Annotated in this window: 22 protein-coding genes; 14 read left to right on the plus strand and 8 right to left on the minus strand. The window is 63.4% G+C overall.

All coding sequences use genetic code 11. From position 1 onward, the window contains the following. The 3 genes from BG57_RS24230 to BG57_RS24240 all read left to right on the plus strand — a co-directional run. Positions 1 to 1,557 (plus strand): ATP-binding protein (locus tag BG57_RS24230; RefSeq protein ID WP_035968904.1); only part of this gene is annotated, 1,557 nt, incomplete at its 5' end. 111 nt (positions 1,558 to 1,668) lie between these two features. Beyond that, positions 1,669 to 2,196 carry a hypothetical protein gene (locus BG57_RS24235; protein WP_035968986.1) on the plus strand — a complete coding sequence of 176 codons (528 nt, stop codon included), beginning with the start codon at positions 1,669 to 1,671 and terminating at the stop codon, positions 2,194 to 2,196. A 126-nt stretch (positions 2,197 to 2,322) separates the two neighbouring features. Continuing rightward, positions 2,323 to 3,537: a L,D-transpeptidase gene (locus BG57_RS24240; protein ID WP_035968906.1), complete on the plus strand. Its 1,215-nt coding sequence runs from the start codon at positions 2,323 to 2,325 to the stop codon at positions 3,535 to 3,537. Here BG57_RS24240 and BG57_RS24245 read toward each other — a convergent pair whose 3' ends face one another. Both BG57_RS24245 and BG57_RS24250 read right to left on the minus strand, forming a co-directional pair. Next, positions 3,538 to 4,419: a DMT family transporter gene (locus tag BG57_RS24245; RefSeq protein ID WP_035968907.1), complete on the minus strand. Its 882-nt coding sequence runs from the start codon at positions 4,417 to 4,419 to the stop codon at positions 3,538 to 3,540. A gap of 87 nt (positions 4,420 to 4,506) precedes the next feature. Next, a complete protein-coding gene (locus BG57_RS24250; RefSeq protein ID WP_035968909.1) occupies positions 4,507 to 4,698 on the minus strand; it encodes a hypothetical protein in 192 nt (63 codons plus the stop codon). Between the two features lie 277 nt (positions 4,699 to 4,975). Between BG57_RS24250 and BG57_RS24255 the strand changes: the two genes are divergently transcribed. Then, on the plus strand, positions 4,976 to 7,429 hold the full coding sequence (locus BG57_RS24255; RefSeq protein WP_035968989.1) for a glycogen/starch/alpha-glucan phosphorylase: 2,454 nt from the start codon (positions 4,976 to 4,978) through the stop codon (positions 7,427 to 7,429). A gap of 24 nt (positions 7,430 to 7,453) precedes the next feature. Here the strand turns inward: BG57_RS24255 and BG57_RS24260 are convergent, their stop codons facing one another. After that, on the minus strand, positions 7,454 to 7,858 hold the full coding sequence (locus BG57_RS24260) for a DUF6232 family protein (RefSeq protein ID WP_035968910.1): 405 nt from the start codon (positions 7,856 to 7,858) through the stop codon (positions 7,454 to 7,456). 170 nt (positions 7,859 to 8,028) lie between these two features. Here BG57_RS24260 and BG57_RS24265 point away from each other — a divergent pair, with 170 nt between their 5' ends. From BG57_RS24265 to BG57_RS24280, 4 genes are all read left to right on the plus strand, one after another. After that, entirely contained in the window at positions 8,029 to 8,322 is a 294-nt protein-coding gene (locus tag BG57_RS24265) for an ArsR/SmtB family transcription factor (RefSeq protein WP_035968991.1), read from the plus strand. 60 nt (positions 8,323 to 8,382) lie between these two features. Further along, the gene (locus BG57_RS24270) at positions 8,383 to 9,444 is read left to right on the plus strand and encodes an alkene reductase (RefSeq protein ID WP_035968911.1); all 1,062 of its coding nucleotides are present in this window, start codon (positions 8,383 to 8,385) and stop codon (positions 9,442 to 9,444) included. Positions 9,445 to 9,841: 397 nt separating this feature from the next. Further along, the gene (gene aspT / locus BG57_RS24275) at positions 9,842 to 11,536 is read left to right on the plus strand and encodes an aspartate-alanine antiporter (RefSeq protein WP_035968914.1); all 1,695 of its coding nucleotides are present in this window, start codon (positions 9,842 to 9,844) and stop codon (positions 11,534 to 11,536) included. 64 nt (positions 11,537 to 11,600) lie between these two features. Next, a complete protein-coding gene (locus BG57_RS24280) occupies positions 11,601 to 13,244 on the plus strand; it encodes a bifunctional aspartate transaminase/aspartate 4-decarboxylase (RefSeq protein WP_035968916.1) in 1,644 nt (547 codons plus the stop codon). A 64-nt stretch (positions 13,245 to 13,308) separates the two neighbouring features. On the opposite strand, the gene BG57_RS24285 is transcribed toward BG57_RS24280, so the two are convergent. Beyond that, positions 13,309 to 14,481 carry a porin gene (locus BG57_RS24285; RefSeq protein ID WP_035968918.1) on the minus strand — a complete coding sequence of 391 codons (1,173 nt, stop codon included), beginning with the start codon at positions 14,479 to 14,481 and terminating at the stop codon, positions 13,309 to 13,311. A gap of 285 nt (positions 14,482 to 14,766) precedes the next feature. Between BG57_RS24285 and BG57_RS24290 the strand changes: the two genes are divergently transcribed. Next, positions 14,767 to 15,135: a nuclear transport factor 2 family protein gene (locus tag BG57_RS24290; RefSeq protein ID WP_035968920.1), complete on the plus strand. Its 369-nt coding sequence runs from the start codon at positions 14,767 to 14,769 to the stop codon at positions 15,133 to 15,135. A 7-nt stretch (positions 15,136 to 15,142) separates the two neighbouring features. On the opposite strand, the gene BG57_RS24295 is transcribed toward BG57_RS24290, so the two are convergent. Both BG57_RS24295 and BG57_RS24300 read right to left on the minus strand, forming a co-directional pair. Then, the gene (locus BG57_RS24295) at positions 15,143 to 16,258 is read right to left on the minus strand and encodes a succinylglutamate desuccinylase/aspartoacylase family protein (RefSeq protein WP_035968922.1); all 1,116 of its coding nucleotides are present in this window, start codon (positions 16,256 to 16,258) and stop codon (positions 15,143 to 15,145) included. 229 nt (positions 16,259 to 16,487) lie between these two features. Next, positions 16,488 to 17,279: an ABC transporter substrate-binding protein gene (locus BG57_RS24300; RefSeq protein WP_035968924.1), complete on the minus strand. Its 792-nt coding sequence runs from the start codon at positions 17,277 to 17,279 to the stop codon at positions 16,488 to 16,490. Between the two features lie 490 nt (positions 17,280 to 17,769). Between BG57_RS24300 and BG57_RS24305 the strand changes: the two genes are divergently transcribed. Then, positions 17,770 to 19,209, plus strand: a complete 1,440-nt coding sequence (locus BG57_RS24305; RefSeq protein WP_035968925.1) for an MFS transporter — start codon at positions 17,770 to 17,772, stop codon at positions 19,207 to 19,209. 83 nt (positions 19,210 to 19,292) lie between these two features. Then, entirely contained in the window at positions 19,293 to 20,186 is an 894-nt protein-coding gene (locus BG57_RS24310) for a ferritin-like domain-containing protein (protein WP_035968927.1), read from the plus strand. Here the strand turns inward: BG57_RS24310 and BG57_RS24315 are convergent. Next, positions 20,179 to 20,907: a TetR/AcrR family transcriptional regulator gene (locus BG57_RS24315; RefSeq protein ID WP_035968928.1), complete on the minus strand. Its 729-nt coding sequence runs from the start codon at positions 20,905 to 20,907 to the stop codon at positions 20,179 to 20,181. The genes BG57_RS24310 and BG57_RS24315 overlap by 8 nt on opposite strands. 169 nt (positions 20,908 to 21,076) lie before the next feature. Between BG57_RS24315 and BG57_RS24320 the strand changes: the two genes are divergently transcribed. The 3 genes from BG57_RS24320 to BG57_RS24330 are packed head-to-tail and all read left to right on the plus strand — an operon-like array spanning position 21,077 to position 25,873. Beyond that, positions 21,077 to 22,258: an isovaleryl-CoA dehydrogenase gene (locus tag BG57_RS24320; RefSeq protein ID WP_035968931.1), complete on the plus strand. Its 1,182-nt coding sequence runs from the start codon at positions 21,077 to 21,079 to the stop codon at positions 22,256 to 22,258. Between the two features lie 8 nt (positions 22,259 to 22,266). Continuing rightward, positions 22,267 to 23,874, plus strand: coding sequence for a carboxyl transferase domain-containing protein (locus BG57_RS24325; RefSeq protein ID WP_035968933.1), 1,608 nt, complete (start codon positions 22,267 to 22,269; stop codon positions 23,872 to 23,874). Positions 23,875 to 23,878: 4 nt separating this feature from the next. Continuing rightward, a complete protein-coding gene (locus tag BG57_RS24330) occupies positions 23,879 to 25,873 on the plus strand; it encodes an acetyl/propionyl/methylcrotonyl-CoA carboxylase subunit alpha (RefSeq protein WP_035968934.1) in 1,995 nt (664 codons plus the stop codon). Here the strand turns inward: BG57_RS24330 and BG57_RS24335 are convergent. After that, positions 25,870 to 26,394, minus strand: a complete 525-nt coding sequence (locus BG57_RS24335) for an OmpA family protein (RefSeq protein WP_035968935.1) — start codon at positions 26,392 to 26,394, stop codon at positions 25,870 to 25,872. The two genes, BG57_RS24330 and BG57_RS24335, sit on opposite strands and share 4 nt — an antisense overlap. Positions 26,395 to 26,408: the final 14 nt, after the last annotated feature.

Raw genomic sequence — 26,408 nt, forward strand, 5'->3', positions numbered from 1 at the left:
ATGAGCCATGAAATCCGCACGCCGATGAATGCCGTGCTGGGCCTGCTCGAACTCGAACTGCGCGCGCCGGGCGAAGCCGCCACGACCAAGCGCTCGCTCCAGACCGCGCATCACGCCGCGTGCGATCTGCTCGGCATGATCGACGATCTGCTCGATGTCGCGAAGATCGAAGCGGAGCGCCTCGTGCTCGTGCCTGCGCCGATGGACATCGAGGCGTGGATCGCGAGCGTCGCGTCGATCTACGAGCCGGCTGCGCGCGCGAAGGGCATCGCGCTCGTCGTGCAGCGTGACGGCGACGCCGGTCCCGCGTGGATATTGGCCGATGGACAGCGCTTGCGGCAGGTCGTCGGCAATCTGCTGTCGAACGCGATCAAGTTCACGGATCGCGGCGCGGTGACGCTCACCTACGCCGTCGCTCCGTCGCGCGACGGCATGCGCACGTTGACGCTCGCGGTGGCGGATACGGGCATCGGCATTCCGCCGGAACGGCAGGCTTCGCTCTTTACGCCGTTCGTGCAGGCCCACGACGGCGGCGCGCGGCACTTCGGCGGCACGGGGCTCGGGCTGACCATTTGCAAGCGGCTGGTCGAGATGATGGGCGGCAACATTGAGCTGTCGAGCGAGCCGGGGAAGGGCACGCGGTTCACGGTGCGCGTCGCGTTTCCGGCGGCGCAAGCGGAGCACGCCGAAGCGATCGCGCCGCGCGAGGCGGTGGCCGACGTGCACCGGGCGCTGGCAGGCGTACGCGTGCTGATCGTCGACGATCATCCGGCGAACCGCATCGTGCTGGATGGACAAATCAGGCTCCTGGGCGGCGCGACGCATTGCGAAGCGGACGGGCGCAGCGCGCTGGCACGCTGGCGCAGCGATCCCGGTGCGTTCGACGTGATCGTCACCGATTGCTCGATGCCGGGCATGAGCGGCGAAGAACTCGCGCAGGCGATCCGCACGGAAGAAGCGCAACGAGCACCGGGCGCGGGAGGAATGCCGATCATCGGGCTGACGGCGAACGCGCTGCCGGAGGCGGCGTCGCGGGCCGTGGCGGCGGGGATGACGATGTGCCTCGTCAAGCCGATCGCGCTCGATGAGCTGAAGGATGCGGTGTTGTCGGTCGTGGGCGCGGGGGCCGGGCTTGGCGTGCGGAACACGCAAGAATCGCAAGACATGCCGGCACCACCGTCGACACCCCCGCACCGCGCCCCCGTCTTCGATGAGGCCACGCTGGGCGCTTTCGGTGACCAGGCCGCTACGCTCATCGATACCTTGCGGTCCGCCAACGCCCAGGACATCGACGACGCCCGCGCCGCGATGGACGCCTGCGACTACGCATTGTTGCGCGACATCGCGCATCGGATGAAAGGCGCGGCGGCGGTCATCGGCGCGACGCCCTTCATGCAGGCCTGCGTCGTGCTTCAGCGCAACTGCGAACGCGCCATCGACGAGGACCGCAACGGCGAAGACGACGCGAATATCGACGTGGCATTCGCAGCCTTCGCCCGCGAGGCCCGCGCACTCGAAGCGGCGCTGGATGCCGCAGTCGCACGCTTGTCGGTCTGAATCGCGCGGCTCGCGCCCCCGCGATCGTGTGTTCTAATTGAACCACCGTTCGTCGCAATAACTCGCGGCCGTGCGATGGCCGCGCATCCGCTTGACCAATTTCATCGAGGCATGAATCGAAGCGACCCATCCGTCATTCAGCGCGGCGTTGATCGCCGCCGCCGCGTTGGTCGAGCGGCATCGTCGGCGGTCATTGCGCTCGTCGCGGTGTTCGGCGGCGGCACGGCTCGCGCGCAGCGGGCCGACTGGCTCGATGCGCGCGTCACGCAATCCACCATTGTCGATACGATCTGCGTGCCGGGCTATGTCGATCGCGTGCTGCCGTCCTTCGAGATGCAGATGCGCCAGAAGGACCGGCTGCTTAAACAGCGTGGCATCGATGCATCGTTCGGTTCGGAATATGCGCTCGATCACCGCATGCCGGTGATTCTCGGCGGCTCGCCGAACGCGGCGGCCAATCTCGATCTGCGGCGATGGGAAGGCCGCGCCGGGCAGCGTCGCAAGGAACGGCTCGCGGTGTATCTCAAGCGCTGCGTCTGCACGGGCGACATTACGCTCAAAGCCGCGCAATCCGCGATGGCCGGGGATTGGCCGAACGCGTATCCGAATCTCTCCAGCATGTCGTGCAACGGACTCTGAGCCGCCCGCACTGCGGCGGAACGAAGCTTGCTTGAATCAGCTTCCGGTGGACGCATTTAATGTTCATCGTTCGAAGCGGACGATCATCGCATTCGTCCGTCGTCTGAAGGTCAAGCGGATCAATCAATGCAGCACGCAGGAAACAACAAGACGCCATTCGGCGCACGAAAAACCGGGGTTACGGCGCTCGCGGTCTTGTGTCTGATGACGGCGCAGGCAAAGGCGCAGCAGGCGGCGTCGGCGTCAGAGACGGTCGCCCAAGGGCGCGTCGCGATGCCGCCCGCGCCTCCGCTGCCCCACGGCGCCAGTGCGCCGCACGCAGCAAGCGCGCCGGCGCGGGCGCTTCCCGCGATGCCCGTGCCGATACCGCCGCAGGCGGCTCCGGCGGCTCCGGCGGCGTCGCCGGCGTCGGCGGCGTCGGTGTCGGAAGCTGCATCTGCCGCTTCAGCAGCCGAAGCGGCGTCGGCAGCGAGCGCGGCATCCGAAACCGCCGCATCCGAAACCGCCGCGCCGGAAGTGCCGCTTCCGCCCGAAGCGCCGGAACCGAACGCCGCGCAGCGATCGGGCCTCGCGCCCAAAGGCGCCTACGCGATGCGACAAACCTTCGCGCAGGAAGTCGATCGCCGGCTCACCATCCCGGCCGCCGATCAGCAGGCTTATGGCCGCGCGCTCCAGCATGCGCTCGACGAAAACGGTCACGGCGATCTCGCGAACGAGTTCGTCGTGCTCGTCGATCGCGCGGAGAACGTGCAGGCGCTGTTCATATACTTCCGTGCGAAGCCGGGCGATGCGTGGTCGATGATCGGCGCATCGCCGGTATCGACGGGACGCCCCGGCTCATACGATCATTTCCTGACGCCGCTCGGCGTGTTCCAGCACGTGCCCGGCAACATGGACTTTCGCGCGGAAGGCACGCTCAACGAGTTCAAGATTCGCGGCTACGGGGCGCGCGACATGCGCATCTACGACTTCGGCTGGACCGAGGGCGAACGCGGCTGGGGCAAGGGCGGCGTCTCGCCGATGCGCTTTCAGATGCACGCCACCGATCCCGAGAAGCTCGAGCCGGTGCTCGGCATGCGTCATTCGAAGGGTTGCGTGCGCATTCCGTCGACGCTCAACGCGTTCTTCGATCATCACGGCATTCTGGATGCGCAGTACGAAGCGCGCGCCGCCGAAGGGCAATCCATGTGGGTGCTGAAGCCCAATCGTCAGACGACGTCGTGGGCCGGCCATTATCTGGTCGTCATCGATACGGCGCGAAAGACGCGGCCGGCGTGGTCGCCCGGGCCGGGAAAAGCCGCGCGCCAGCAGGTGCCGGCGGCAGCGAACAACGTCGATTGATCACTTCGATCTCGCGAGCAGCACGCCCGCCAGCGCGACGCCGAAGCCCGCGATCTGGATCGCGCCGAGCGTTTCACCGAACGCGACATAGCTTTCGATGGCCGCGAGCGGCGGCGCGAGGAACAGCAGGGCGGTCGCCCGCGATGCGTCGCCGCGCCGGACCATCCACACGAGCAGCGTCGTCGCGACGCCGGAGAGCATGACGATGCCCCACGCGAGCGAGAGCCACGTCGTCATGGAGCCAATGAAGCGGTGCTCGCCCAGCGATACGGCCAGCACCGCCGCGACGATCGCCGCGCCCGCGTTTTGCAACGCGCTCGCGCTGCGGATGTCCGCGTTCGCCAGCGAAGTCTTCTGATAGAGCGTGCCGGCCGTGATCGCAAAAACGGCGAAGACCGCGACCGTGATCACGAGCCATTGCGGGGCGGTATCGGCCGTATGCGCGGCGGATGGGGCGCTTCCTGCGAGCTTCGGCGCGAGCACCAGTGCGACGCCGAGCAGACCGAGCGCGAGGCCGCTCCAAGCGCGCGCCGAGAGTTTTTCGCCGAAAAGACGCGCGGCGAAAGCGGCGGTCAGAAGCGGCTGCAACGCGCCGAGCAGCGCCATCACGCCCGCGCCGAGGCCACGCGCGACGGCCCAGTAGCTCGCGCCGAGGTACACGCCTTGCAGCAGCGCACCCGCGACCATCTGGCGAAGGGCGTCGCGGCCCGTCGGCCAGCGCACTCGCGCGATGAGCGCCAGCACGACGAACAGGATCGCCGTCCCGGTAAAGCGTGCGAGCAGGTAGAGATTGGGATCGACGTAAGGCGTGATCGCCCGGGCGACGATGAAGCCGGTCGTCCAGAGGAACACGAACACAGGCGCGGTGAGCAACGAGAACATGAGCGGCACTGGTGGAAAGCGGCGAACGGAAACCGCGCAGTATCCGCGCTAGAGGGTCCTTCGTCTTGTTCAACCGTGCACAGCGTGCTATTCGATCGAGAAGGTGTCGAGCGGCTGATTCGCGCGGGCGTCGCTTTCGCTGGCGAAGCGCCTTGCCAGTTGCGCATGAAGGCGGCGGGCTTCGTCGAGTGTGAGATCGATCCAGTACGGATCGCCAGCGGCGTCGTTGAGACGCTCGGGCGGAAATTGGATTTCGATCACCACGCCTTTCTTGTACATCGTGAGCCTCGTTCCGGTGCATGATTGCGAACCTGCGAGTCTAACGGACGCTGGCTCGCATATTGCGCACCGAGCGGAAAGAGTGCATTGCCCCGCATTCTAGGCTTCGAACTTCACGCGGCTGTCATTGGCGCAGCATCTAGAAAAATTCTATTCGGACGACGAAATAATAATTACCGATGCGCATTTTGTTGCGCGGCGGGGAACCATCGCGCGTCTCGTCGTACCAAAAAAAATAAAAGTGGCGTAACCTAAGATGCAAACACTGGAGGTATCGATGACATCCGTCGACCTGGAATTCGACCAGCTCAACAGCACCGTCGATGCGCTGCGGCGCTCCATCTCGAACCGCCTGATGTACGGCGTCGGCAAAGATGCGGCGACCGCGCAGCCGCGCGACTGGCTGCATGCTGCGGAGCTCGCGGTGCGTGACCGTCTGGTCGCGCGCTGGATGCGCACCACGCGCCAGCAGTACGAACAGGACGTCAAGCGCGTCTATTACCTGTCGATGGAGTTTCTCATCGGCAGGACCTTCACGAATGCGCTCCTTGCGCTCGGCATACACGACGAAGTGCGCGATGCGCTCGCCTCGCTCGGCGTCGATCTGGCCACGCTTGAGGAACTGGAACCCGACGCCGCGCTCGGCAATGGCGGCCTCGGGCGGCTCGCGGCCTGTTTCCTGGATTCGATGGCGACGGTCGGCGTGCCCGGCTTCGGCTATGGCATCCGTTACGAATATGGCATGTTCCGGCAAACGATCGTCGAGGGTAATCAGGTCGAAATGCCCGATTACTGGCTGCGCGCGGGCAATCCGTGGGAGTTTCCGCGGCCCGAAGTGGTCTACACCGTGCATTTCGGCGGACGTACCGTGCAGCATGGCGATCGCACCGACTGGATCGATACCGAGCACGTGAACGCGATGGCCTACGACACGGTCATCCCCGGCTACGCGACGACCGCGACGAACACGCTGCGCCTGTGGTCCGCGCGCGCCACCGACGAATTCGATCTCTCCGCGTTCAATCAGGGCGATTATCGTCGCGCAGTGGAAGCGAAGAACACGTCGGAGCATGTGTCGCGTCTGCTCTATCCGGACGATTCGACCCAGGCCGGCCGAGAACTGCGGCTGCGTCAGGAATATTTCTTCGTCTCCGCGACGATGCAGGACCTGATCCGCCGCTATCAGCGCACGCATACGCATTTCGGGCGGCTCGCGGAAAAGGTCTCGGTGCATCTGAACGATACGCACCCCGTGCTCGCGATTCCCGAACTGATGCGCCTGCTCGTCGATACGCATCATGTGCCCTGGGACAAGGCGTGGAAGCTCGTGCAGCAGATGTTCTCGTACACGAATCACACGCTGATGCCCGAGGCGCTCGAAACGTGGGACGTCGAAATGCTCGCGCGTCTGTTGCCGCGTCATCTCGAGATCATCTTCGAGATCAACGCGCAATTCCTCAAGCAGGTCACGGAGAAGTTCGGACGCGACGTCGAGCTGATTCGCCGCATCTCCCTCGTCGATGAATTCGGCCAGCGCCGCGTGCGGATGGCGCATCTTGCGATCGTCGCGAGCCAGAAGGTGAACGGCGTCTCCAAGCTGCATTCGCAACTGATGGTGCAGAACATCTTCTCCGACTTCGCGCGCATGTATCCCGAGCGCTTCACCAACGTGACGAACGGCATCACGCCGCGACGCTGGCTTGCGCAGGCGAGTCCGTCGTTGTCCTCGCTGATCGACAAGCGGCTCGGCACGCGCTGGCGCACCGATCTTTTCGAACTCGGCCGGCTGCGCGAATGGCGCGATGATCCCGAGTTCCGCAAGGCATTTCACGAAGCGAAGTTCGCGAACAAGCTGCGTCTCGTCGAACGCGCGAAACGCGATGCCAACGCGATCATCAATCCGGAAGCGCTCTTCGATCTTCAGGTGAAGCGCATCCACGAATACAAGCGGCAGTTGCTCAACATCCTGTATGTGATCGTGCGCTACAACCGCATCCGCGAGAATCCGGAGCAGGACTGGACGCCCCGCGTGGTGATGTTCGCGGGCAAGGCGGCGTCGGCGTACAAGATGGCGAAGAACATCATCAAGCTCATCAACGATGTCGCCAAGCGCATCAACGCGGACCCGCTCGTCGGCGACCGGCTGAAGGTCGGCTTCATTCCGAACTATGGCGTGAGCGTCGCGGAGCTCATCATTCCGGCGGCCGACCTGTCACAGCAGATTTCGATGGCCGGCACCGAAGCGTCCGGCACCGGCAACATGAAGCTCGCGCTGAACGGGGCGTTGACCATCGGCACGCTGGATGGCGCGAACATCGAGATATGCGATGCCGTCGGGCGCGAGAACATCTTCATCTTCGGCAACACGACGGACGAGATCGAATCGCTGCGCGCGGCGGGGTATCGGCCGCGGCAGATCTACGAGGAGAACGCGGAACTCAAGCTTGCGCTGGACCAGATCCGGCTCGGGCACTTCTCGCCGGAAGAGCCGCACCGCTTCTACGACATCTTCCACACGCTCGTGGATTGGGGCGATCACTACATGGTGCTCGCCGACTTCGCCAGCTTCGACAAGACGCAAAGCGAAGTCGACCTCAAGTTCCGCGACAAGGAAGCGTGGACGAAGAGCGCGATCGAGAACGTCGCGGGCATGGGCATATTCTCGTCCGACCGCACGATTGCGGAGTATGCGCGCGAGATCTGGCATGTCGAGCCGCTGAACCTGCGCTGACACCCGCTCGCCGCGCGCCCTGCATCACGCCTGCGGGCGCGCGGCGGCCGTTTGCGCGTGTTTCGCGACCGCTTCGCCGACGAGCGCGGCCACGCGGTCCGCGAATTCCTGATCCTTCGTGATGAGCACCTCGCGTTCTCCGTCGGATGTCGACACCATCAGCTGATAGATGACGTCCTGCGTGATCCACGACAAATAACCGACCACAGCGATCATCACGCCGAGCACGAGCGCCGCGCCCGCGCCGGTCGCGATACCCGCGCCGAGCGCCACGACGCCGATGACCGCGAGGCCGACCGGCAGCGGCTTCTTGCGCTCGATCTTCACGACCCGCGCGGCGCGCAGCTCGCGCAGCGGAATCATCTGGCCCGAAGCCGACAGGCCGGCGCGCGACAGGGTGACGCCGCGTTCGTTGAAGGGTGTATCCATAAGCTGATCGTTCCGAATGACGGCAGGGAAAACGCGGAGATTACCAGACGGCCGTCTTCGAGCGAATCGTCCGTTCCTTGCATATCGGAAAATCACGATATATACTTCGCATCAAGACGATTCGGTACGCGCGGCTTCGCGTGCCGGCCGTCAGACGCACGAGCAACGAAATGGACATCGACGCAATTCACAAGGCCCTCGCCAACCCCCTTCGCCGCGAGATTCTCGAATGGCTGAAGGAGCCGGAACGGCATTTCCCTAATCAGGAAATGCCGATGTCGCACGGCGTCTGCGCGGGTCAGATCGATGGGCGCTGCGGCATGTCGCAGTCCACCGTTTCGGCGCATCTCGCGACTCTTCACAAAGCAGGGCTCGTCACCACCAGGCGCGTAGGGCAATGGGTGTTCTTCAAGCGCGACGAGGCGGTCATTCAGGCGTTCCGCGATTCCATGGAGAATCTCTGAGCAGCTGAAGCGCCTTCGCGGTGACAGCATCCTTACAACTTAATTAGGACGCCTTCCGTTATGCCGACTCTTTTCGATCCGCTGAAAGTGGGCGCGCTGTCGCTCAAGAACCGCATCGTCATGGCGCCGCTCACGCGCCAGCGCGCAGGCGTCGAACGCGTGCCGAACGCGCTCATGGCGCAGTACTACGCAGACCGCGCATCGGCGGGTCTCATCATCACCGAGGCTACGTCGGTCACGCCGCAAGGTCTCGGTTATGCCGATACCCCCGGCATCTGGTCCGACGAACAAGTCGAAGGCTGGAAGCTCGTGACGAAGGCAGTCCACGACGCAGGCGGTCTGATCGTGCTGCAACTGTGGCACGTGGGCCGCATTTCCGATCCGGTCTTCCTCAATGGCGAGTTGCCTGTTGCACCGAGCGCGATCGCGGCTGAGGGTCACGTGAGTCTCGTGCGTCCGCAGCGTCCTTATGCCACGCCGCGCGCACTCGAACTGGATGAAATTCCGGGCATCGTGGCGGCGTATCGCAAGGGCGCGGAAAATGCAAAGCGCGCGGGCTTCGATGGCGTGGAAGTGCACGGCGCGAACGGCTATCTGCTCGACCAGTTCCTGCAGGACAGCACCAACAAGCGCACCGATACGTACGGCGGCCCGATCGAAAACCGCGCACGCCTGATGCTCGAAGTGACCGATGCGTGTATCGAAGTGTGGGGCGCCGAGCGCGTCGGCATGCACCTCGCACCGCGCGCCGATTCCCACACGATGGGCGACAGCGATCGCGCCGCGACCTTCGGTTATGTTGCACGCGAGCTGGGCAAGCGCAAGATCGCGTTCATCGCGGCGCGCGAGGCGGAAGGTCCGGATAGCCTCGGACCGCAGTTGAAGAAGGCATTTGGCGGCGTTTATATCGCCAACGAGAAGTTCACGAAGCAGAGCGCCGAAGCGATCATCGCACGCGGCGACGCCGACGCGGTGGCATGGGGCAAGCCGTTCATCGCCAATGCGGATCTCGTGCGCCGCCTCGAACTGGATGCCCAATGGAATGATCCGGACACGTCCACGTTCTATGCGCCCGGACCGGAAGGTTATACGGATTACCCGCTGCTCGAAACGGCGGAGTAAGTAAAAACAGCGGCTTCGGCCGCTGTTTTGTTTTGGGCGTAAATAATTCGGCATCCGAAGTAAAACAAGACCGCATCTCGCAACGATTCCGCCTATATAAACGCATATTGAAATTATCGAATTTCGACTCTACCGCGCCCTGAAAGTAGTGTATTGATGACTTCCAGTCTGCTGAATGCGTCGCATAAGAATATGCGAAGGCATCGGCGCCAATACGCTCAACCTTGCATGCCGGGTTCGTTTCATGAACGATCCAACGCATCTTCGACAATTCCTTGACACGCCAAGCCGGCCGGCACCGATGGCATCGCGTCTGTCAGCCCGCTCGTTTCCTTCGTTTCTTTCGTGCTCACGAGGCACGTAACGGTCGCGAGGATTCTCGCGTAAAGGAGTGCATATGTCGTGGCTTACGCAAACGCTGCGCGCTTACCCGGAAATCGCCATCTTTCTGTCACTGGGCATCGGGTACTGGGTCGGCGGCAAGACCTTCAAGGGATTCAGTCTGGGCGCTGTAACGGCTACGCTGCTCGCGGCCATCGCGATCGGGCAACTGGGCATCACCATCTCACCGAACGTCAAGGCGGTCTTCTTCCTGATGTTCCTGTTCGCCGTGGGCTACGGCGTCGGTCCGCAATTCGTGCGCGGCATTGCAAAAGATGGCTTGCCGCAGGCGCTGTTCTCGGTCATTCAATGCGTGCTTTGTCTTGCCGCGCCGTATGCCGCCGCAAAAATGGCCGGCTATGACATCGGCTCGGCGGCGGGACTGTTCGCCGGATCGCAGACCATTTCAGCCTCGATGGGGCTCGCCACCGACGCGATCAACCGGCTCGGCCTGCCGCCCGACGAAACCAAGGCGCTGCTCGACGCGATGCCCACTGCCTATGCCGTCACGTACATCTACGGAACGATCGGCTCGGCGGTGATCCTCGCGATGCTCGGACCGAAGCTCTTGAACATCGATCTCGTCGCGGCTTGCAAGGACTACGAGAAGCAACTCGGCGGCGGAACGGCGGAACTGGACGGCGCGGGTTCGGGCTGGCATCAGTTCTCGTTGCGTGCGTATCGCGTGGCGGATCACGGGCGGGCCGTCGGCCTGACGGTCGGACAAGCGGAAGCGATGCTACCCGGCGGCGCGCGACTCTTCATCGAGCGCATCCGCCGCAATGGCGCGATCCAGGAAGCGAAGCTCGACGACGTGTTGCAGCCGGGCGATGTCGTCGCGGTCGTCGGGCGGCGCGAGCAACTCGTCGATCTGCTGGGCGGCGCGGCCACCGAAGTGGACGATGCGGAACTGCTGGCCGTGCCGGTCGAAGGCGTTGATATCTATCTGACCAACAAGCGCATCGAAGGCAGGACGCTCGCCGAACTTGCGCAGACGCCGGGCGCGCGTGGCGTGTTCATCCGCAAGATCAAGCGCGGCGCGACTGAAACGCCCATTCCCGTGCTGCCGAGCACGAAGCTGTATCGCGGCGACACGGTGACGATCGTCGGCCGCACGCAGGACACGACCGCGGTGGCGAACGCGGTCGGCGTCATCGACCGGCCGAGCGATGCGGCCGACATGGCGTTCGTCGGCCTCGCCATCACGCTGGGCGCGCTGATCGGCGCCGTCGTCATCCGCTTCGGCGCGATTCCGATCACGCTGTCGACGGCGGGCGGCGCGTTGATCGCGGGCATCGTGTTCGGCTGGCTGCGCGCGATCCATCCGACTTTCGGCCGCATCCCGTCGCCGACGATCTGGTTCATGAACTCGGTCGGGCTGAATGTGTTCATCGCGGTGGTCGGCATCTCGGCGGGGCCGGGCTTCGTCGCGGGGCTGCAAAAGCTCGGCGTGAGCCTGTTTTTATGGGGCATTTTCGCGTCGTCGGTGCCGCTCATCATCGGCATGTACATCGCCAAGTACGTGTTCAAGTTCCATCCCGCGATCCTGCTCGGCATTTGCGCGGGCGCGCGCACGACGACCGCCGCGCTCGGAATGATCTGCGATGCCGCGAAGAGCCAGGTGCCGGGCCTCGGCTACACCGTCACCTATGCAGTCGGCAATACGCTGCTGACGATCTGGGGGATGGTCATCGTGATGCTTCTGACCTGAGGGCGGAGGGCTTCCGCTTCTCGTGTTTTCTTCCCGTTTGATTGCTCAATTGTGGGGGTGTTGGATGTCAAAGTCCTCTAAGTCCGGTTCCGACAATCGCGCCGCGATGGCCTCGCTCAGCCCGTTTGAACTCAAGGACGAACTCATCAAGGCGGCAGGCGGCGGCGTCGTGGAACGCCCGGCGAATGTCTCCATGCTCAATGCGGGGCGCGGCAATCCGAATTTTCTCGCGACGATCCCGCGTCATGGTTTCTGGCAACTCGGTCTCTTCGCGATGCGCGAGTCGGAGCGCTCGTTCGCCTATATGCCCGAAGGCATCGGCGGTTTTCCGAAGCACGAAGGTCTGGAAGAGCGCTTCGAAATTTTCGCGCGTGAGAACAAGGGCACGCCGGGCATCGACTTCCTTTTCGGCGCCGTTTCGTATGTGCGCGATCAGCTCGGCCTGAACGCCGGCGAATTTCTCTACGAGATGTGCGAAGGCATCCTGGCATCAAATTATCCGGTGCCCGACCGGATGCTTAAGTTATCCGAAGTAATCGTCGGACAGTACCTGCGGCGGGAGATGATCGGCAAGCATCCGTTCGTCGGCGATTTCGACATCTTCGCGGTCGAAGGCGGCACGGCGGCGATGACGTATATCTTCAACACGATGCGCGAGAACTTCCTCATCAAGCCGGGCGATACCATCGCGCTCGGCGTGCCGATCTTCACGCCGTACATCGAGATTCCGCGTCTGAACGATTACAAGCTGGAGGTGGTGAATATCAACGCAGTGGTCGAGCAGGGCTGGCAATACTCGAAAGAGGAACTGGACAAGCTGCGCGATCCGAAGATCAAGGCGTTCTTTCTCGTGAACCCGAGCAATCCTCCGTCCGTGAAAATGGACGACGAAAGCCTCGCGTATATTGCGGAGATCGTCAAGGAAAGGCCCGATCTCATTCTCCTGACCGACGACGTGTACGGCACCTTCGCCGATGACTTCGTCTCGCTTTTCACGCTTTGCCCGAAGAACACCATTCTCGTGTATTCGTATTCGAAGTATTTCGGCGCAACGGGCTGGCGGCTCGGCACCATTGCGACGCATCAGGAGAACATCTTCGACGAGCAACTCGCCGCGCTGCCCGACGAGCAGAAAGCAATTCTCCATGAACGCTATGAATCGATCACGACGGAGCCTGACAAGCTCAAGTTCATCGACCGTCTTGTGGCGGACAGCCGCACCGTCGCGCTGAATCACACGGCGGGCCTGTCGACGCCGCAGCAAGTGCAGATGGTGCTGTTCTCGCTTTTCGCGCTGATGGACACGCCCGACGCGTACAAGAACGCGTTGAAGCGTCTCATCCGCAACCGCAAGCAGGCGCTATATCGTGAGCTTGGCATTCCGCTCGAAGACGACGACAAGAATCTCGTCGATTACTACACCATTCTCGATGCCGAATACATCGGCGAGCGCATGCATGGCCGCGAGTATGTCGAGTGGATGTTGAAGAATACTCAGCCATCCGAACTGCTGTTCAGGCTCGCGAAGGAAGCGCGTGTCGTGCTGCTGCCGGGGCGGGGCTTCGGCACGCAGCATCCGTCGGGGCGCGTGTCGCTCGCCAATCTCAACGAGAGCGATTACATGCAGATCGGCCGCGCGATTCGCAAGTTGATGAACGAGCGCCTCGAGCAGTACAAGGCGGAAACCAGCGGCAAGAAGGGCAAGTGAAGCGCGTTTGAACGAGAGCGGGCCGCATGCGCGGCCCGTTTTTCATGCGTTGTTCAACGCGCGATCAGAACTTGTGGCGCACGCCGATGCGGAACGCGAGCTGGTTGTTTTCACCCGCGCCCGACGTGCCGAAGTAACTCGAAGCGGAGCCGATCTGCGCCTGGTTCTCGACGCCGCGATTCGCGCCCGACGCCTTCTGGTAGATCGCGAGCGCATAGACATCGGTGCGCTTGCTGAGCGCGTAATCCGCGCTTGCATCGATCTGATGCCAGTGGCCCTGGAACGCATCCGACAGGTTCATGTACGTGTAGCCGAGGCCCGCCGTGAACGCCGGCGTGACCGCATACTTGCCGCCAATTTCGTACGCGTTGAACTTTGAGCTGTTGCCCGCGACCGGTTCGAAGCGCGTGTTGGTCCACAGGCCGAACACCGTCGCTGCGCCGAACGCATAGTTCGCGCCGACGCCGAACGTGCGCAGGTCCTTCGCGCCGCCCGTCGCGATGTTCGCGATCGTCGTGCTGAACGCGGGCGTCGACGCTCCGGGGAAGCGGATGTCCGTATAGGCCGCGCCGATGCCGAACGGGCCCGCCTTGTAGTTCAGCCCGAAGCTGTATGCACGCGACGAACCCGCGACCGTCGTGGTGCCGACCGTCGTGTTCGGCGCGCCGGCGAATGCGCCCGCCTGATTCGAGAAGCCGTACATTGCGCCGAAGGTCACGCCGTAGAAGCTCGCGCTGCTGAACTTGACCGCGTTGTTGATGCGGCTCGACGTGAGCTGATCGACGTCGTTGATGTGATACGCGTAGTTGCCCGCGACGGTCTGGCCGCCGATCGAATAGGCCGAGCCGAGATAATCGGTCGAGAACGAGTATTGACGGCCGAACGTGACGGAGCCTACATCGTTCTTCGAAATGCCGACATACGCCTGACGGCCGAATTCCGCGCCGCCCTGACCGAGCGCGCCGGTGCCGCTGTTGAAGCCGTTCTCCAGCACGAAGATCGCCTTCAGGCCGCCGCCCAGATCTTCCGCGCCGCGCAGGCCCCAGCAGCTGGCCTGGGCCACGCCGTCGTCGTACTTGAACAGATGATCGCTGCCGGTGCGCGTCGCGCTGTTGTTGGCGTAGCTGATACCGGCGTCGATGATGCCGTACAGCGTCACGCTGCTTTGAGCATGCGCGGACGTCGCGATGCAGGCGAATGCGGCGAGCGCGGCGGCTGCCAAAAGATTCTTCTTCAAAACAAGCTCCGTGAGTTGGTTCGCGGTGGGTAGTCGCGCTGCGCAATGCTGCGGCAGCTACGAGAGCGGCGGCAGTGACGAAACAGCGCGCGTCGGCGGCGCGTCGCGCTCTGAATGGCGCGTGGCGGCGACGGGCGCAAATGTAGCGGCCGTTGAAGAAAGACATGTGACAGCGCCGTCGGCGGCGTCGGCTGTATCGCGCGTGCAACGGGGCTGGCGAAGCGCACTCGACTGTGTGCACGCGCGCGCGGGTATGCTGGCGGTTCGATCACCGCGAGCGAGATCATGGACGAAAAAGGTATCCGCGAACTGGAAGAGCAGCTCAGGCAGGCGATGTTGTCGTCGGACGTGAAGGCGCTCGATGCGCTATTGGCCGATGACCTCAGCTTCGTCGATGCGACCGGCAAGGTGTGGACCAAGGCCGATGACCTGAACGGCCATCGCTATGGCATGCAGCGCATCGACAGGCTCGATGTGGAGGAGCAGAGCATTCGCGTGTATGGCGCGTTCGCGGTGACGGTGACGCGCGTGGCGCTGTCCGGCACCTTCGCCGGTGCGCCGTTCGCGGGCAGCCTGCGCTACACGCGAACGTGGGGCGAAACCGCCGGCGGCTGGCGTGTCGCCGCCGCGCAGTGCGGTCTCGTGGGTTTCTGACGCCGCTTTACGCGGACAGCAGCGAGCCCGTGCGATAAGCCTTCGCCCCCGCGATGCGCGCGACTTCCAGCCCCGCCGACGCGAAGCGCATGATCTGCCGGGCATACATCACGCCGGACGTCGTGCACTTGAGCGTGGTGACGGTGTCGGTGATCGGATCGATGACATCGGCGATGGCTTCGCCCGCATCGACGTATGCGCCCACTTGCGCGCGGAACACGAGCACGCCTGACACCGGCGCGACGATCGGCTCGGCGCCTGCAAGCGGCGTCGCCGGGTACGCGAGCGGCGGCGGCTCGACGGCGGGCGCATCGATCACGCCGCGGTGGATCATGTAGTTGACGATAGCCTGCGCGTCCTTGTCGCCGAGTTCATGCGATACGTCGTGCTGGCTGCGCAGTTCGACCGTCACCGAAATGCCGCCGTTCGGGATCGGGAAGCGTTCGCCGTAACGCGCACGCAGGTCCGACCAGCAGAAGCTGTGAATCTCGTCGAACGGATTGCCGACCGAGTTCAGCGCAAGCAGCGACGCCTTCGCATCGAGATAGCGCGCGAGCGGCTCCACTTCGTCCCAGATGTCCGGGTTGGTGTACAGATGCAGCGCGGCGTCGAGGTCGCAGTGCAGATCGAGCACGACATCGGCGTCATACGAGAGCTTCTGCAGCGCGAGGCGTTGCGATTCCAGCTCGGTGCGCGGCGTTTGCTCGTCGAGCGCTTCCTTCATCGCGGCGCGCACGGCGAGGCGGTTCGCGTCGGCGTCGTTCGACAGGCGCGCTTCGATGCGCGGGGCGATCAGCGCGGCGAGATCGTGGAAATTGCGGTTGAAGTTGTGGCCGCTATTGCTCTCGAAGCGGCCGAGCAGATTGCCGTGCAAAAACTGGCTCAGGCCGATCGGATTCGGCACCGGCACGATCACCACTTCGCCGCGCAGCTTGCCGGCGGCTTCGAGTGCGGCAAGCTGGCGGCGCAGCTTCCACGCGACCAGCATGCCCGGCAGTTCATCCGCATGCAGCGACGACTGGATATAGATTTTTTGTCCGCCGCCCGGGCCGTAATGAAAACTCGTGATGCTGCGGGAGGTGCCGAGCGTCGGCGAGATCAGTTGATGAGTTCTAGTCTGCATAGTGTTCGCGCGCACGCGAGTGCGCGAGGTCTTGCCTCTGTGGGTTGCTGAACCGGACGAATCCCGCGCCGAGGTGTCTCTGTCCGCCGGCGCTGCTTCAGACGTTCGATCTTAGCCGAAATCGGCAGCGCGGGAGGCGCGCGCTCGTGCCGCGCGCGCCGGCTCACAAAACGAAACGGGCTCCGCGCAGTGAAGCGCGGAGCCCGTCGACAAGCTGTGTAAGAAGCGATCAGCCGCCGTACACGTCGAAGTCGAAGTACTTCTTCTCGATCTTCTTGTAGGTGCCGTCCTTGATGATGTCGGCGATGGCCTTGTCGATCTTCGCCTTCAGGTCGGTGTCTTCCTTGCGCAGACCGATGCCCGCGCCGTTGCCGAGAATCTTCGCATCGACGAGATCCTTGCCCGCGAAGTCATAGCCCGCGCCGCGCGGCGTCTTCAGGAAGCCGAGCTCGGCCTGCACCGCGTCTTGCAATGCGGCATCCAGACGGCCCGAGGTCAGGTCGGCATAGACCTGGTCCTGGTTCTGATACGGCGTGACGGTCACGCCCTTCGGCGCCCAGTAGGTCTTCGCGTAGGTTTCCTGGATGGTGCCCTGTTCGACGCCCACGTTCTTGCCCTTCAGGCTTTCAGCCGTCGGCAGGATGTTGCTGCCTTTCTTCGCGACGAGGCGCGTCGGGGTGTTGAAGAGCTTGCTCGAGAAGGCAATCTGCTCGGCGCGTTGCGGGGTCATCGACATCGACGAGAGGACGCCGTCGAACTTCTTCGCCTTCAGCGCGGGGATCATGCCGTCGAAGTCGTTCTCGACCCATACGCACTTCGCCTTCAGGCGCGCACAGATTTCATTGCCGAGATCGATGTCGAAACCGACCAGCTTGCCATCCGAACCCTTCGATTCAAACGGGGGATAGCTTGCGTCGACGCCGAAGCGGATCGTCGAATAGTCCTTGGCGTGCGCCGTGACGGCGGTGAACGACGTGGCGGCGAGAAGGGACATCGACAAGGCGGCAAGCAGTTTCTTCACTTGTTAACTCCAAAGGATGGTCGGTTCAGCCCGAAAGGTCTCATTCCGGGTGCGGCCGGCGCCGGTGCGGATCGGTCTTGATCGCTCGGGAGCGCCGGACGGCGGGCATTCGGCGGATCGTGTCCGCGCAGAATCGGCAGAAGGTTACCAAGCCAAAATAGTACGGGACCTAGTGAAAGCACCGATAGCGGTGCTTTAGAACATTTCTTCGCTTAAACACAAGTGTTTCGTTCCTAATTTTGCGCCGATCTTCAGCGGGTGACGGGTCCGGGACGCACGCTTTCGCTGATATGGAGCACGGGGTCGTTCGTTATCGTTGCGCATCAGCAATTAACCAGACGGTTAGAATGCGCCCCTGCGTTTCGCGCGCTAGAGGCCAACACTTGGGCGAGACGCCGGATGCTGCGGAAAGCAGCGCCATGCGACATTCACTTTGCACGGACCAGAACGATGCGCGACAGCTCGCGCTCGCCGACAGGAGACGACACCGATGACCCAAACGACCGCGGCCGCCGCACGCCGCGCAACCGCCGATGCCGCCACGCCCGCGCTTTCCGCCGGGCTGATTTCAGCGCGACTCGACCGCCTGCCCGCGACGCGCAGCATATGGAAGCTCATCGGCATGCTGAGTCTCGGCTTCTTTTTCGAGCTATACGACCTGCTGTATTCAGGTTACGTCGCGCCGGGCCTCGTGAGAAGCGGCATCCTGACGCCCGCGACGCCCGGCTTCTTCGGCATGACGGGCGTGGCGAGCTTTATCGCATCGCTGTTTGCGGGGCTGTTCATCGGCACCGTCGCATGCGGGTTCCTCGCCGACCGATTCGGCCGGCGCGCGATCTTCACGTGGTCGCTGCTCTGGTACACCGCCGCGAATCTCGTGATGGCGTTCCAGGACACCGCCACGGGCCTCAACTTCTGGCGCTTCGTGGCGGGCATCGGCATCGGCGTGGAACTGGTGACGATCGGCACGTACATCTCCGAACTCGCGCCGAAGCACATTCGCGGGCGCGCGTTCGCGTGCGAGCAGGCGATCGGCTTCATGGCGGTGCCGGTGGTCGCGTTCCTCGCGTATCTGCTCGTGCCGCGTGCGCCTTTCGGCATCGACGGCTGGCGCTGGGTCGTGGTGATCGGCGCGCACGGGGCGCTCTTCGTCTGGTGGATTCGCCGCAATCTGCCGGAGAGTCCGCGCTGGCTCGCGCAAAAGGGCCGGCTCCATGAAGCCGACCGCGTGATGTCCGCGCTCGAAGCCAAAGTGCAGCGTGAGTACGGCAAGCCCTTGCCGTTGCCTGCCGCGCCCGAGCCGGTGTCCCGTGCGCGCGACGACGGCTCCTTCGCGGGCATGTGGCGGCCGCCCTACGGCAAGCGCGCCACGATGATGATCATCTTCAACGTGTTCCAGACCGTCGGCTTTTACGGCTTTGCAAACTGGGTGCCGACGCTGCTGGTCAAGCAGGGCGTCACGGTGACCTCGAGCCTGATGTATTCGAGCATCATCGCGATTGCCGCGCCGATCGGGCCGATCATCGGTCTTGCGATTGCCGACAGGATCGAGCGCAAGACGGCGATCGTCACGATGGCCGCGGCGAATATCGTGTGCGGGCTGCTGTTCAGCCAGTCGTCGGATGCGGCCTTTCTGATCGCGATGGGCGTGGGCCTCACGCTGTCGGCGAACATCATGTCCTACAGTTTTCACGCGTACCAGGCCGAGTTGTTCCCAACGAGCATCCGCGCGCGCGCCGTCGGCTTCGTCTATTCGTGGAGCCGGTTCTCGGCGATCTTCACGTCGTTCATCATCGCGGGCGTGTTGAAGGGCTTCGGCACGACCGGCGTGTTCGTGCTGATCGCGGGCGCGATGATGATCGTGATGGCGGCGATCGGCCTGATGGGACCGCGTACGCGCGACATCGCGCTGGAGAAGATTTCGCATTGACGGCAGGCGTGCGTTTGCTGCGTTGGAGCGTCCTGTGTGCCAGAATTCGCAGGTCGTTCCCAATAGCCGCCTACTATTCGAACATGTCCGACACGCTCACTCCAGTCGAAGCAGATCATGCGATGCGCAACTGGACCTATCGGCCGGAAGGCGCGATCCCGGTCGGGTCCGAGCAGCACAAGCGCATGTTCTGCGAAATGCTGCTGACGACGCACAATCCTTATAAGCCCGCCGTCATCGACTGGCCAAAACTGGAGCCCGCTGCGCTCAGGCGTGTGACGTCGCTGCCGATCTGGGACATCGCCGTGCAGACGGAAGGGCGTGCGTCGATTCGCGTCGCGACGTATGCGGCGAGCGTCGCCGATCCGCTTCTGCGCGAGGCTTTGCAGATGAACGGCGGCGAGGAGGCGCGGCACAAGATCGTGCTGTCGAAGCTGGTGGAAGCGTATGGCATCGCGCTCGCGCCCGAGCCGCCGTATCCCGCTCCCGACGATGCCCTGCGTGCGTGGATGCTGACGGGATACAGCGAGTGCATCGACAGTTTCTTCGCGTTCGGCTTGTTCGAGGCGGCGCGCCGGTCGGGATACTTCCCGGAAGCCCTCGTTGAAACGTTCGAGCCGGTGATTCAGGAAGAAGCGCGGCACATTCTGTTCTTCGCGAACTGGGTGGCGTGGTATCGGCGCAGCTTGCCGTGGTATCGCAAGCCGGGGTTCATGCTGAAGACCGCGGGCGTGTGGCTTACGCTGATTCGCGACCGGATATCGCTTGCGCGCGGGTTCGACAAGAGCGGCGCGGCGCAGGATGCGAATTTTCCGGCGAACATCGGGGATTCGGTGGCGGGGGATGTGTCGGTCGGGGCGCTGATCGATTTGTGTCTCGGCGAGAACGATCGGCGCATGGGCGGGTATGACGCGCGGTTGCTGCGGCCGACGAACGTGCCGAGGATCGCGCGGGTGTTGAGGCGGTTTGTCAGGTAGTGGGGGGCTTTCCCCGCCCCTCGAACCGCCGCGACGCATCCTCCACATCCTGCCGAAACTGCACCAGCGCGGCCAGTTCCGCATCAGCAGGCTGCAACGCGGCCCATAGCACGTCGATGAGTTCATCCGCGGTCGTATCGATCTGAGCCTGACTCAGCCGGCGCTTCGCAAGCGTCGCATCCCACAGCACGTGTTCCATCGGCCCGAACACCAGCGAGCGCAACAGCCGCAGTGGCACGTCGCCGCGCACGTGGCCCAGCGATTGTCCGCGCGCAAGCACCTCCATCAGCGGCGCGGTGTAACGGCGCTGCAATTCCGTCAGCGTGTCCGACAGATCGTGCTGCTTCGTGCGCCCCTCCGACAGCACCAGCGAGCACAGTCCCGTGCCGTTCACGAGCATCAGCCGCAAATGCGTCCTCACGATGAACGCGAACTGCTGCCGCACTGAGCCTTCGCGCGGCAAACCGCTTTCGAACGCATCGATGATTTCGTCGTACCAGTCCGCAATCACGCGCGCGCACAGTTCGCGCTTGCCGCTGAAATAGCTAAACACCGTCGCTTCCGAAATGCCCGCGCGCTGCGCGATTTCAGCGGTCGTCGCCGCGTCGTAGCCTTTCTCGGCGAAAACGTCGCGCCCGGCTTGCAGGATGTCGCGCACACGCTGCTGAGATTTCACACCGGCGGGCGCGCGGCGGCCAGTGGCGGTCGAATGAGTGGACATGGACGTCGCTCGGAAGCAAAAGCGGAATAAATGTGAGCGTAGCTCAAAAACCTATTGACGGCTAGCCAATTTGAGCGTGAAATTGGCCCAATTCTCGGCTGAGCGGCCAGTGTGAGCCATACTCATTTATTGGCGCGCCGAAAACATTCGCATCTGGAGGAGACACCCCATGAGCACCGTACCCGGCCTCGACTTCGCGTTGGGCGAAGACATCGACATGTTGCGCGATTCGCTCGCCAACTTCGCCTCGAAGGAAATCGCGCCGCGCGCCGGCGAAATCGATCGCACCGATCAGTTCCCAATGGACCTCTGGAAGAAATTCGGCGACCTCGGCGTGCTCGGCATGACCGTCTCCGAAGAATACGGCGGCGCGAACATGGGTTACACCGCACATATGATCGCGATGGAAGAAATCTCGCGGGCATCGGCGTCGGTCGGGCTGTCGTATGGCGCGCATTCGAATCTGTGCGTCAACCAGATTCATCGCAACGGGACCGAAGCGCAGAAGCGCAAGTATCTGCCGAAACTGGTATCCGGCGATCACGTCGGCGCACTCGCGATGAGCGAGCCGAATGCGGGATCGGATGTCGTCAGCATGAAGCTTCGCGCCGAAGAGAAGGGCGATCACTACGTGCTCAACGGCACGAAAATGTGGATCACCAACGGCCCCGACTGCGACACGCTCGTCGTCTATGCGAAGACCAATATCGAAGCGGGCGCGAAGGGCATTACCGCGTTTATCGTCGAGAAGGGCATGAAGGGCTTCTCCGTCGCGCAGAAGCTCGACAAGCTCGGCATGCGCGGCTCGCATACGGGCGAGCTCGTGTTCGAGAACGTCGAAGTGCCGAAGGAAAACATCCTCGGCGCATTGAACGGCGGCGCGAAAGTGCTGATGAGCGGTCTCGACTACGAACGCGCCGTGCTCGCGGGCGGACCGACCGGCATCATGCTCGCGTGCATGGATGCTGTCGTGCCTTATATCCATGATCGCAAGCAGTTCGGGCAGTCGATCGGCGAGTTCCAGCTCATTCAGGGCAAGGTCGCCGACATGTACTCGACGCTGCAAGCATGCCGCGCGTATCTCTATGCGGTGGGCCGCCAGCTCGATACGATCGGCAGCGACCACGTGCGTCGCGTGCGCAAGGACTGCGCGGGCGTCATTCTCTATACCGCCGAAAAGGCCACGTGGATGGCCGGCGAAGCGATTCAAATTCTCGGCGGCAACGGTTACATCAACGAATATCCGGTTGGCCGTCTGTGGCGCGATGCCAAACTCTATGAAATCGGCGCGGGCACGAGCGAAATTCGCCGCATGTTGATTGGCCGTGAATTGTTCGCCGAGACGGCTTGAGGCGCGACATGGCGATCATCGAATCGAAACTGAATCCGCGCAGCGAAGATTTCCGCACGAACGCGGCGGCGCTCGATGCGCTCGTCGCGGATCTAAAGGAGAAGGTCGCGAAGATCGCGGAAGGCGGCGGGCTAGCGGCGCGCGACAAGCATCTGTCGCGCAACAAGCTCTTGCCGCGCGATCGCATCGCGCAATTGCTCGATCCGGGCACGCCGTTCCTCGAGCTGTCGCAACTTGCTGCATACGGCATGTATAACGACGAAGCACCGGGCGCGGGCATCATCACCGGAATCGGGCGCATTGCGGGGCAGGAGTGCGTGATCGTCTGCAACGACGCCACCGTCAAGGGCGGCACGTACTATCCGGTCACGGTGAAGAAGCATCTGCGCGCGCAGGAAATCGCCGAGCAGAACCGCTTGCCATGCGTCTATCTCGTCGATTCCGGCGGCGCGAACCTGCCGAATCAGGACGATGTCTTCCCCGACCGCGATCACTTCGGCCGCATCTTCTATAACCAGGCGAACATGTCGGCGCAGGGCATCGCGCAGATCGCGGTGGTGATGGGATCGTGCACGGCGGGCGGCGCGTATGTGCCGGCCATGAGCGATGAATCGATCATCGTGAAGAATCAAGGCACGATTTTCTTGGGCGGCCCGCCGTTGGTGAAAGCCGCGACGGGCGAAGAAGTCAGCGCCGAAGACCTCGGCGGCGGCGATGTGCATACGCGCCTGTCGGGCGTCGTCGATCATCTCGCGCAGAACGACGCGCACGCGCTCGGCATCGCGCGCAGCATCGTCGGCAATCTGAATCGCGTGAAGCAGGCGCCGCTTGCATTGAAAGAGCCGCTGCCGCCGCGCTACGACCCGCAGAGCGTGTACGGCGTGATTCCCGTCGATACGCGAAAGCCCTTTGATGTGCGCGAAGTGATCGCGCGTATCGTCGACGACTCCGCCTTCGATGAATTCAAAGCCCGCTACGGCACCACGCTCGTTTGCGGCTTCGCGCATATCTGGGGGCATCCGGTCGGCATCGTCGCGAACAACGGCATCTTGTTCAGCGAGTCGGCGTTGAAGGGCGCGCACTTCATCGAACTCTGCGCGCAACGCAAGATCCCGCTCGTGTTTCTGCAGAACATCACGGGCTTCATGGTCGGCCGCAAATACGAGAACGAAGGCATCGCGCGCAATGGCGCGAAGATGGTCACCGCGGTGGCGACGGCGAAGGTGCCGAAGTTCACGGTCATCATCGGCGGGTCGTTCGGCGCGGGCAATTACGGCATGTGCGGCCGCGCGTATTCACCGCGCTTTCTGTGGATGTGGCCCAACGCGCGCATCTCGGTGATGGGCGGCGAACAGGCCGCGTCCGTGCTCGCCACGGTGCGGCGCGATGGCATCGAGAAGAAAGGCGGCACGTGGTCGAAGGAAGACGAGGAAGCGTTCAAGGCGCCGATTCGGGATCAATACGAGGTACAGGGGCATCCCTACTATGCAAGCGCGCGCCTGTGGGACGACGGCGTGATCGATCCCGCGCAGACACGCGATGTCTTGGGCCTCGGGCTGGCAGCGACGATGAACGCGCCTATCGAGGAAACACGCTTCGGCGTCTTCAGGATGTAAGTCCATGTTCAACAAAATACTCATAGCGAACCGCGGCGAAATCGCATGCCGCGTGGCGGCGACCGCCAAACGCCTGAACGTCGGAAGCGTCGCCGTGTATTCGGACGCGGATGCGAAGTCGAAGCATGTCGATGTCTGCGACGAGGCGGTGCATGTCGGCGGATCGGCGGCATCGGAAAGTTATCTGCGTATAGAACGCATCGTCGAGGCGGCGAAGAAGACCGGCGCGCAAGCCGTTCACCCCGGTTATGGATTTCTATCGGAGAACGAAGCATTCGCCAACGCATGTGAAGAGGCGGGGATCGTGTTTATCGGGCCGCCCGTCGAAGCGATCCGCGCAATGGGTTCCAAGGCGGCGGCGAAGGCGCTGATGCAATCGGCATCGGTGCCGCTCGTGCCCGGCTATCACGGCGACGATCAGTCTCCCGACCTGCTTCAGCGCGAAGCGGACGCCATCGGCTATCCGGTGCTTCTGAAGGCGAGCGCGGGCGGCGGCGGAAAGGGCATGCGCGTCGTGGAAAAGAGCGAGGACTTCGCACAGGCGCTGGCGTCATGCAAGCGCGAGGCGGCGTCGAGCTTCGGCAATGATCGCGTGTTGATCGAAAAGTATTTGCTGAGGCCGAGGCATGTCGAAGTGCAGGTGTTCGCGGACAAGCACGGTAACGCGGTCTATCTGTTCGATCGCGATTGCTCCGTGCAGCGCCGCCATCAGAAGGTGCTTGAAGAAGCGCCTGCACCGGGTCTTAGCGATGAGACGCGCCGCGCGATGGGCGAAGCCGCCGTTGCGGCCGCGCGCGCGGTGGATTACGTCGGCGCGGGTACGGTCGAGTTCATCATGACGCAGGACGGCCAGTTCTACTTCATGGAGATGAACACGCGCCTGCAGGTCGAGCATCCTGTGACGGAAATGGTGACCGGGCTGGATCTGGTCGAATGGCAATTGCGCGTCGCGGCGGGCGAGCCTTTGCCTCTGCAGCAGCATGAATTGCGTGTGGACGGCCACGCGATCGAAGCACGTGTGTACGCCGAGAACCCGTCGCGCGGCTTTTTGCCATCGACGGGCACGCTCAAGCATCTGGCATTGCCGCATGCAGTCGAATTCACGATCGAGGGTGACGTGCGCATCGATAGCGGCGTGCGCGAAGGCGATGCGATCACGCCGTTCTACGATCCGATGATCGCAAAGCTGATCGTGCACGGACGCGATCGCCGCGATGCGCTCGCTCGCATGGCGCGTGCGCTCGCGCAATGCGAGATCGTCGGACTGCATACGAACGTGGAGTTCCTGCAGCGCATCGTTAAAAGCGAGCCGTTCTCGCAAGCCGATCTCGACACGGGCCTGATCGAGCGTCATCACGATGCGCTTTTCGCGCCTTCATCGGTATCGCGCGAGAGGGCGCTGGCGCTTGCCTGCGCGGCCTTGCTCACGCGCGAGGGCGGCGAGGCGCATGGCCGTTCGCCGTGGGATGCGCTTTCGCACTGGCGCATGTCGGGCGGTTACAGCCAGGATTTGCACTGGCGTGCGCTCGACGCCGATAAGCCATTGAAGGCCGTCTTCTCGAAGAACGGGGAGAAGCGTCTGCAACTGGACGGGCAAAGCGCGCGCTTCGACTGGTCGCATCGCGGGGAAACGGCCTTCAGCGTTCAACTCGACGATGCGCTTGTCAAAGGCCACGTCTTCACCGACGGCGATGTCTTTCACGTGTTTCTAGAAGGCGCCGCATTCGCGTTCGAATGGCAGAACCTGATGGCTCATGCGGGCGACGCCGAACACGAAGGGCGCCTGACCGCGCCGATGCCCGGCAAGGTCATCGCGGTGCTGGTGCAGCCGGGCGCATCGGTGGAAAAGGGCGCGCCGCTGATCGTGATGGAAGCGATGAAGATGGAGCATACGATCGTCGCGCCGGCCACGGGCAGGATCGGCGAAATTCTCTTCGACGTCGGCGATCAGGTCACCGACGGATCGCAATTGCTCGTGCTCGAAACGGAAGGCAGCTAGCGCTTCTTCTTCGGCGCGGGACCGAGCAGCGTGTCCGCACTTTCGGCGCGAACGAGAATCTCGACGCGCCGATTCGCCGCGCGTCCTTGCGGCGTGTCGTTGCTGGCGATGGGCCGCAGATAGGCCATGCCCTTCGTCGTCAGGCGCTCGGCCGGCACGCCGCGCGCAATCAACGCGCGCGCGACCGCTTCGGCGCGCGCCTCCGACAAGGCCTGGTTATAGGCGAGCGGGCCGTCGTTGTCCGTATGGCCTTCGATCAGCACTGGCCGCATGCTGCGTTTCAATACTGTCGCGGCGCGGTCCAGCGCGGGCAGGCTGCCTTTGCGGATGCTCGCGTCGTCGCTATCAAATAGCGCGACCTCGGGCAGGCGCATCTCCACGCCGCCTTTGACCGTCTGCATCGTGATGCCGTATTGCGCGTTCAGCGTCTCTTCGTCCGACCGGTTGAGTTTCGTCGAACAGCCTGCCAGCAGTACGATCGACGTGCATGCTCCAATTGCCACCATGCCTTTGCCCAACATTCGAGGATTCCTTG

Origin of the sequence: Caballeronia grimmiae (genome assembly GCF_000698555.1) — a bacterium.
GTDB classification, from domain to species: Bacteria; Pseudomonadota; Gammaproteobacteria; order Burkholderiales; family Burkholderiaceae; genus Caballeronia; species Caballeronia grimmiae.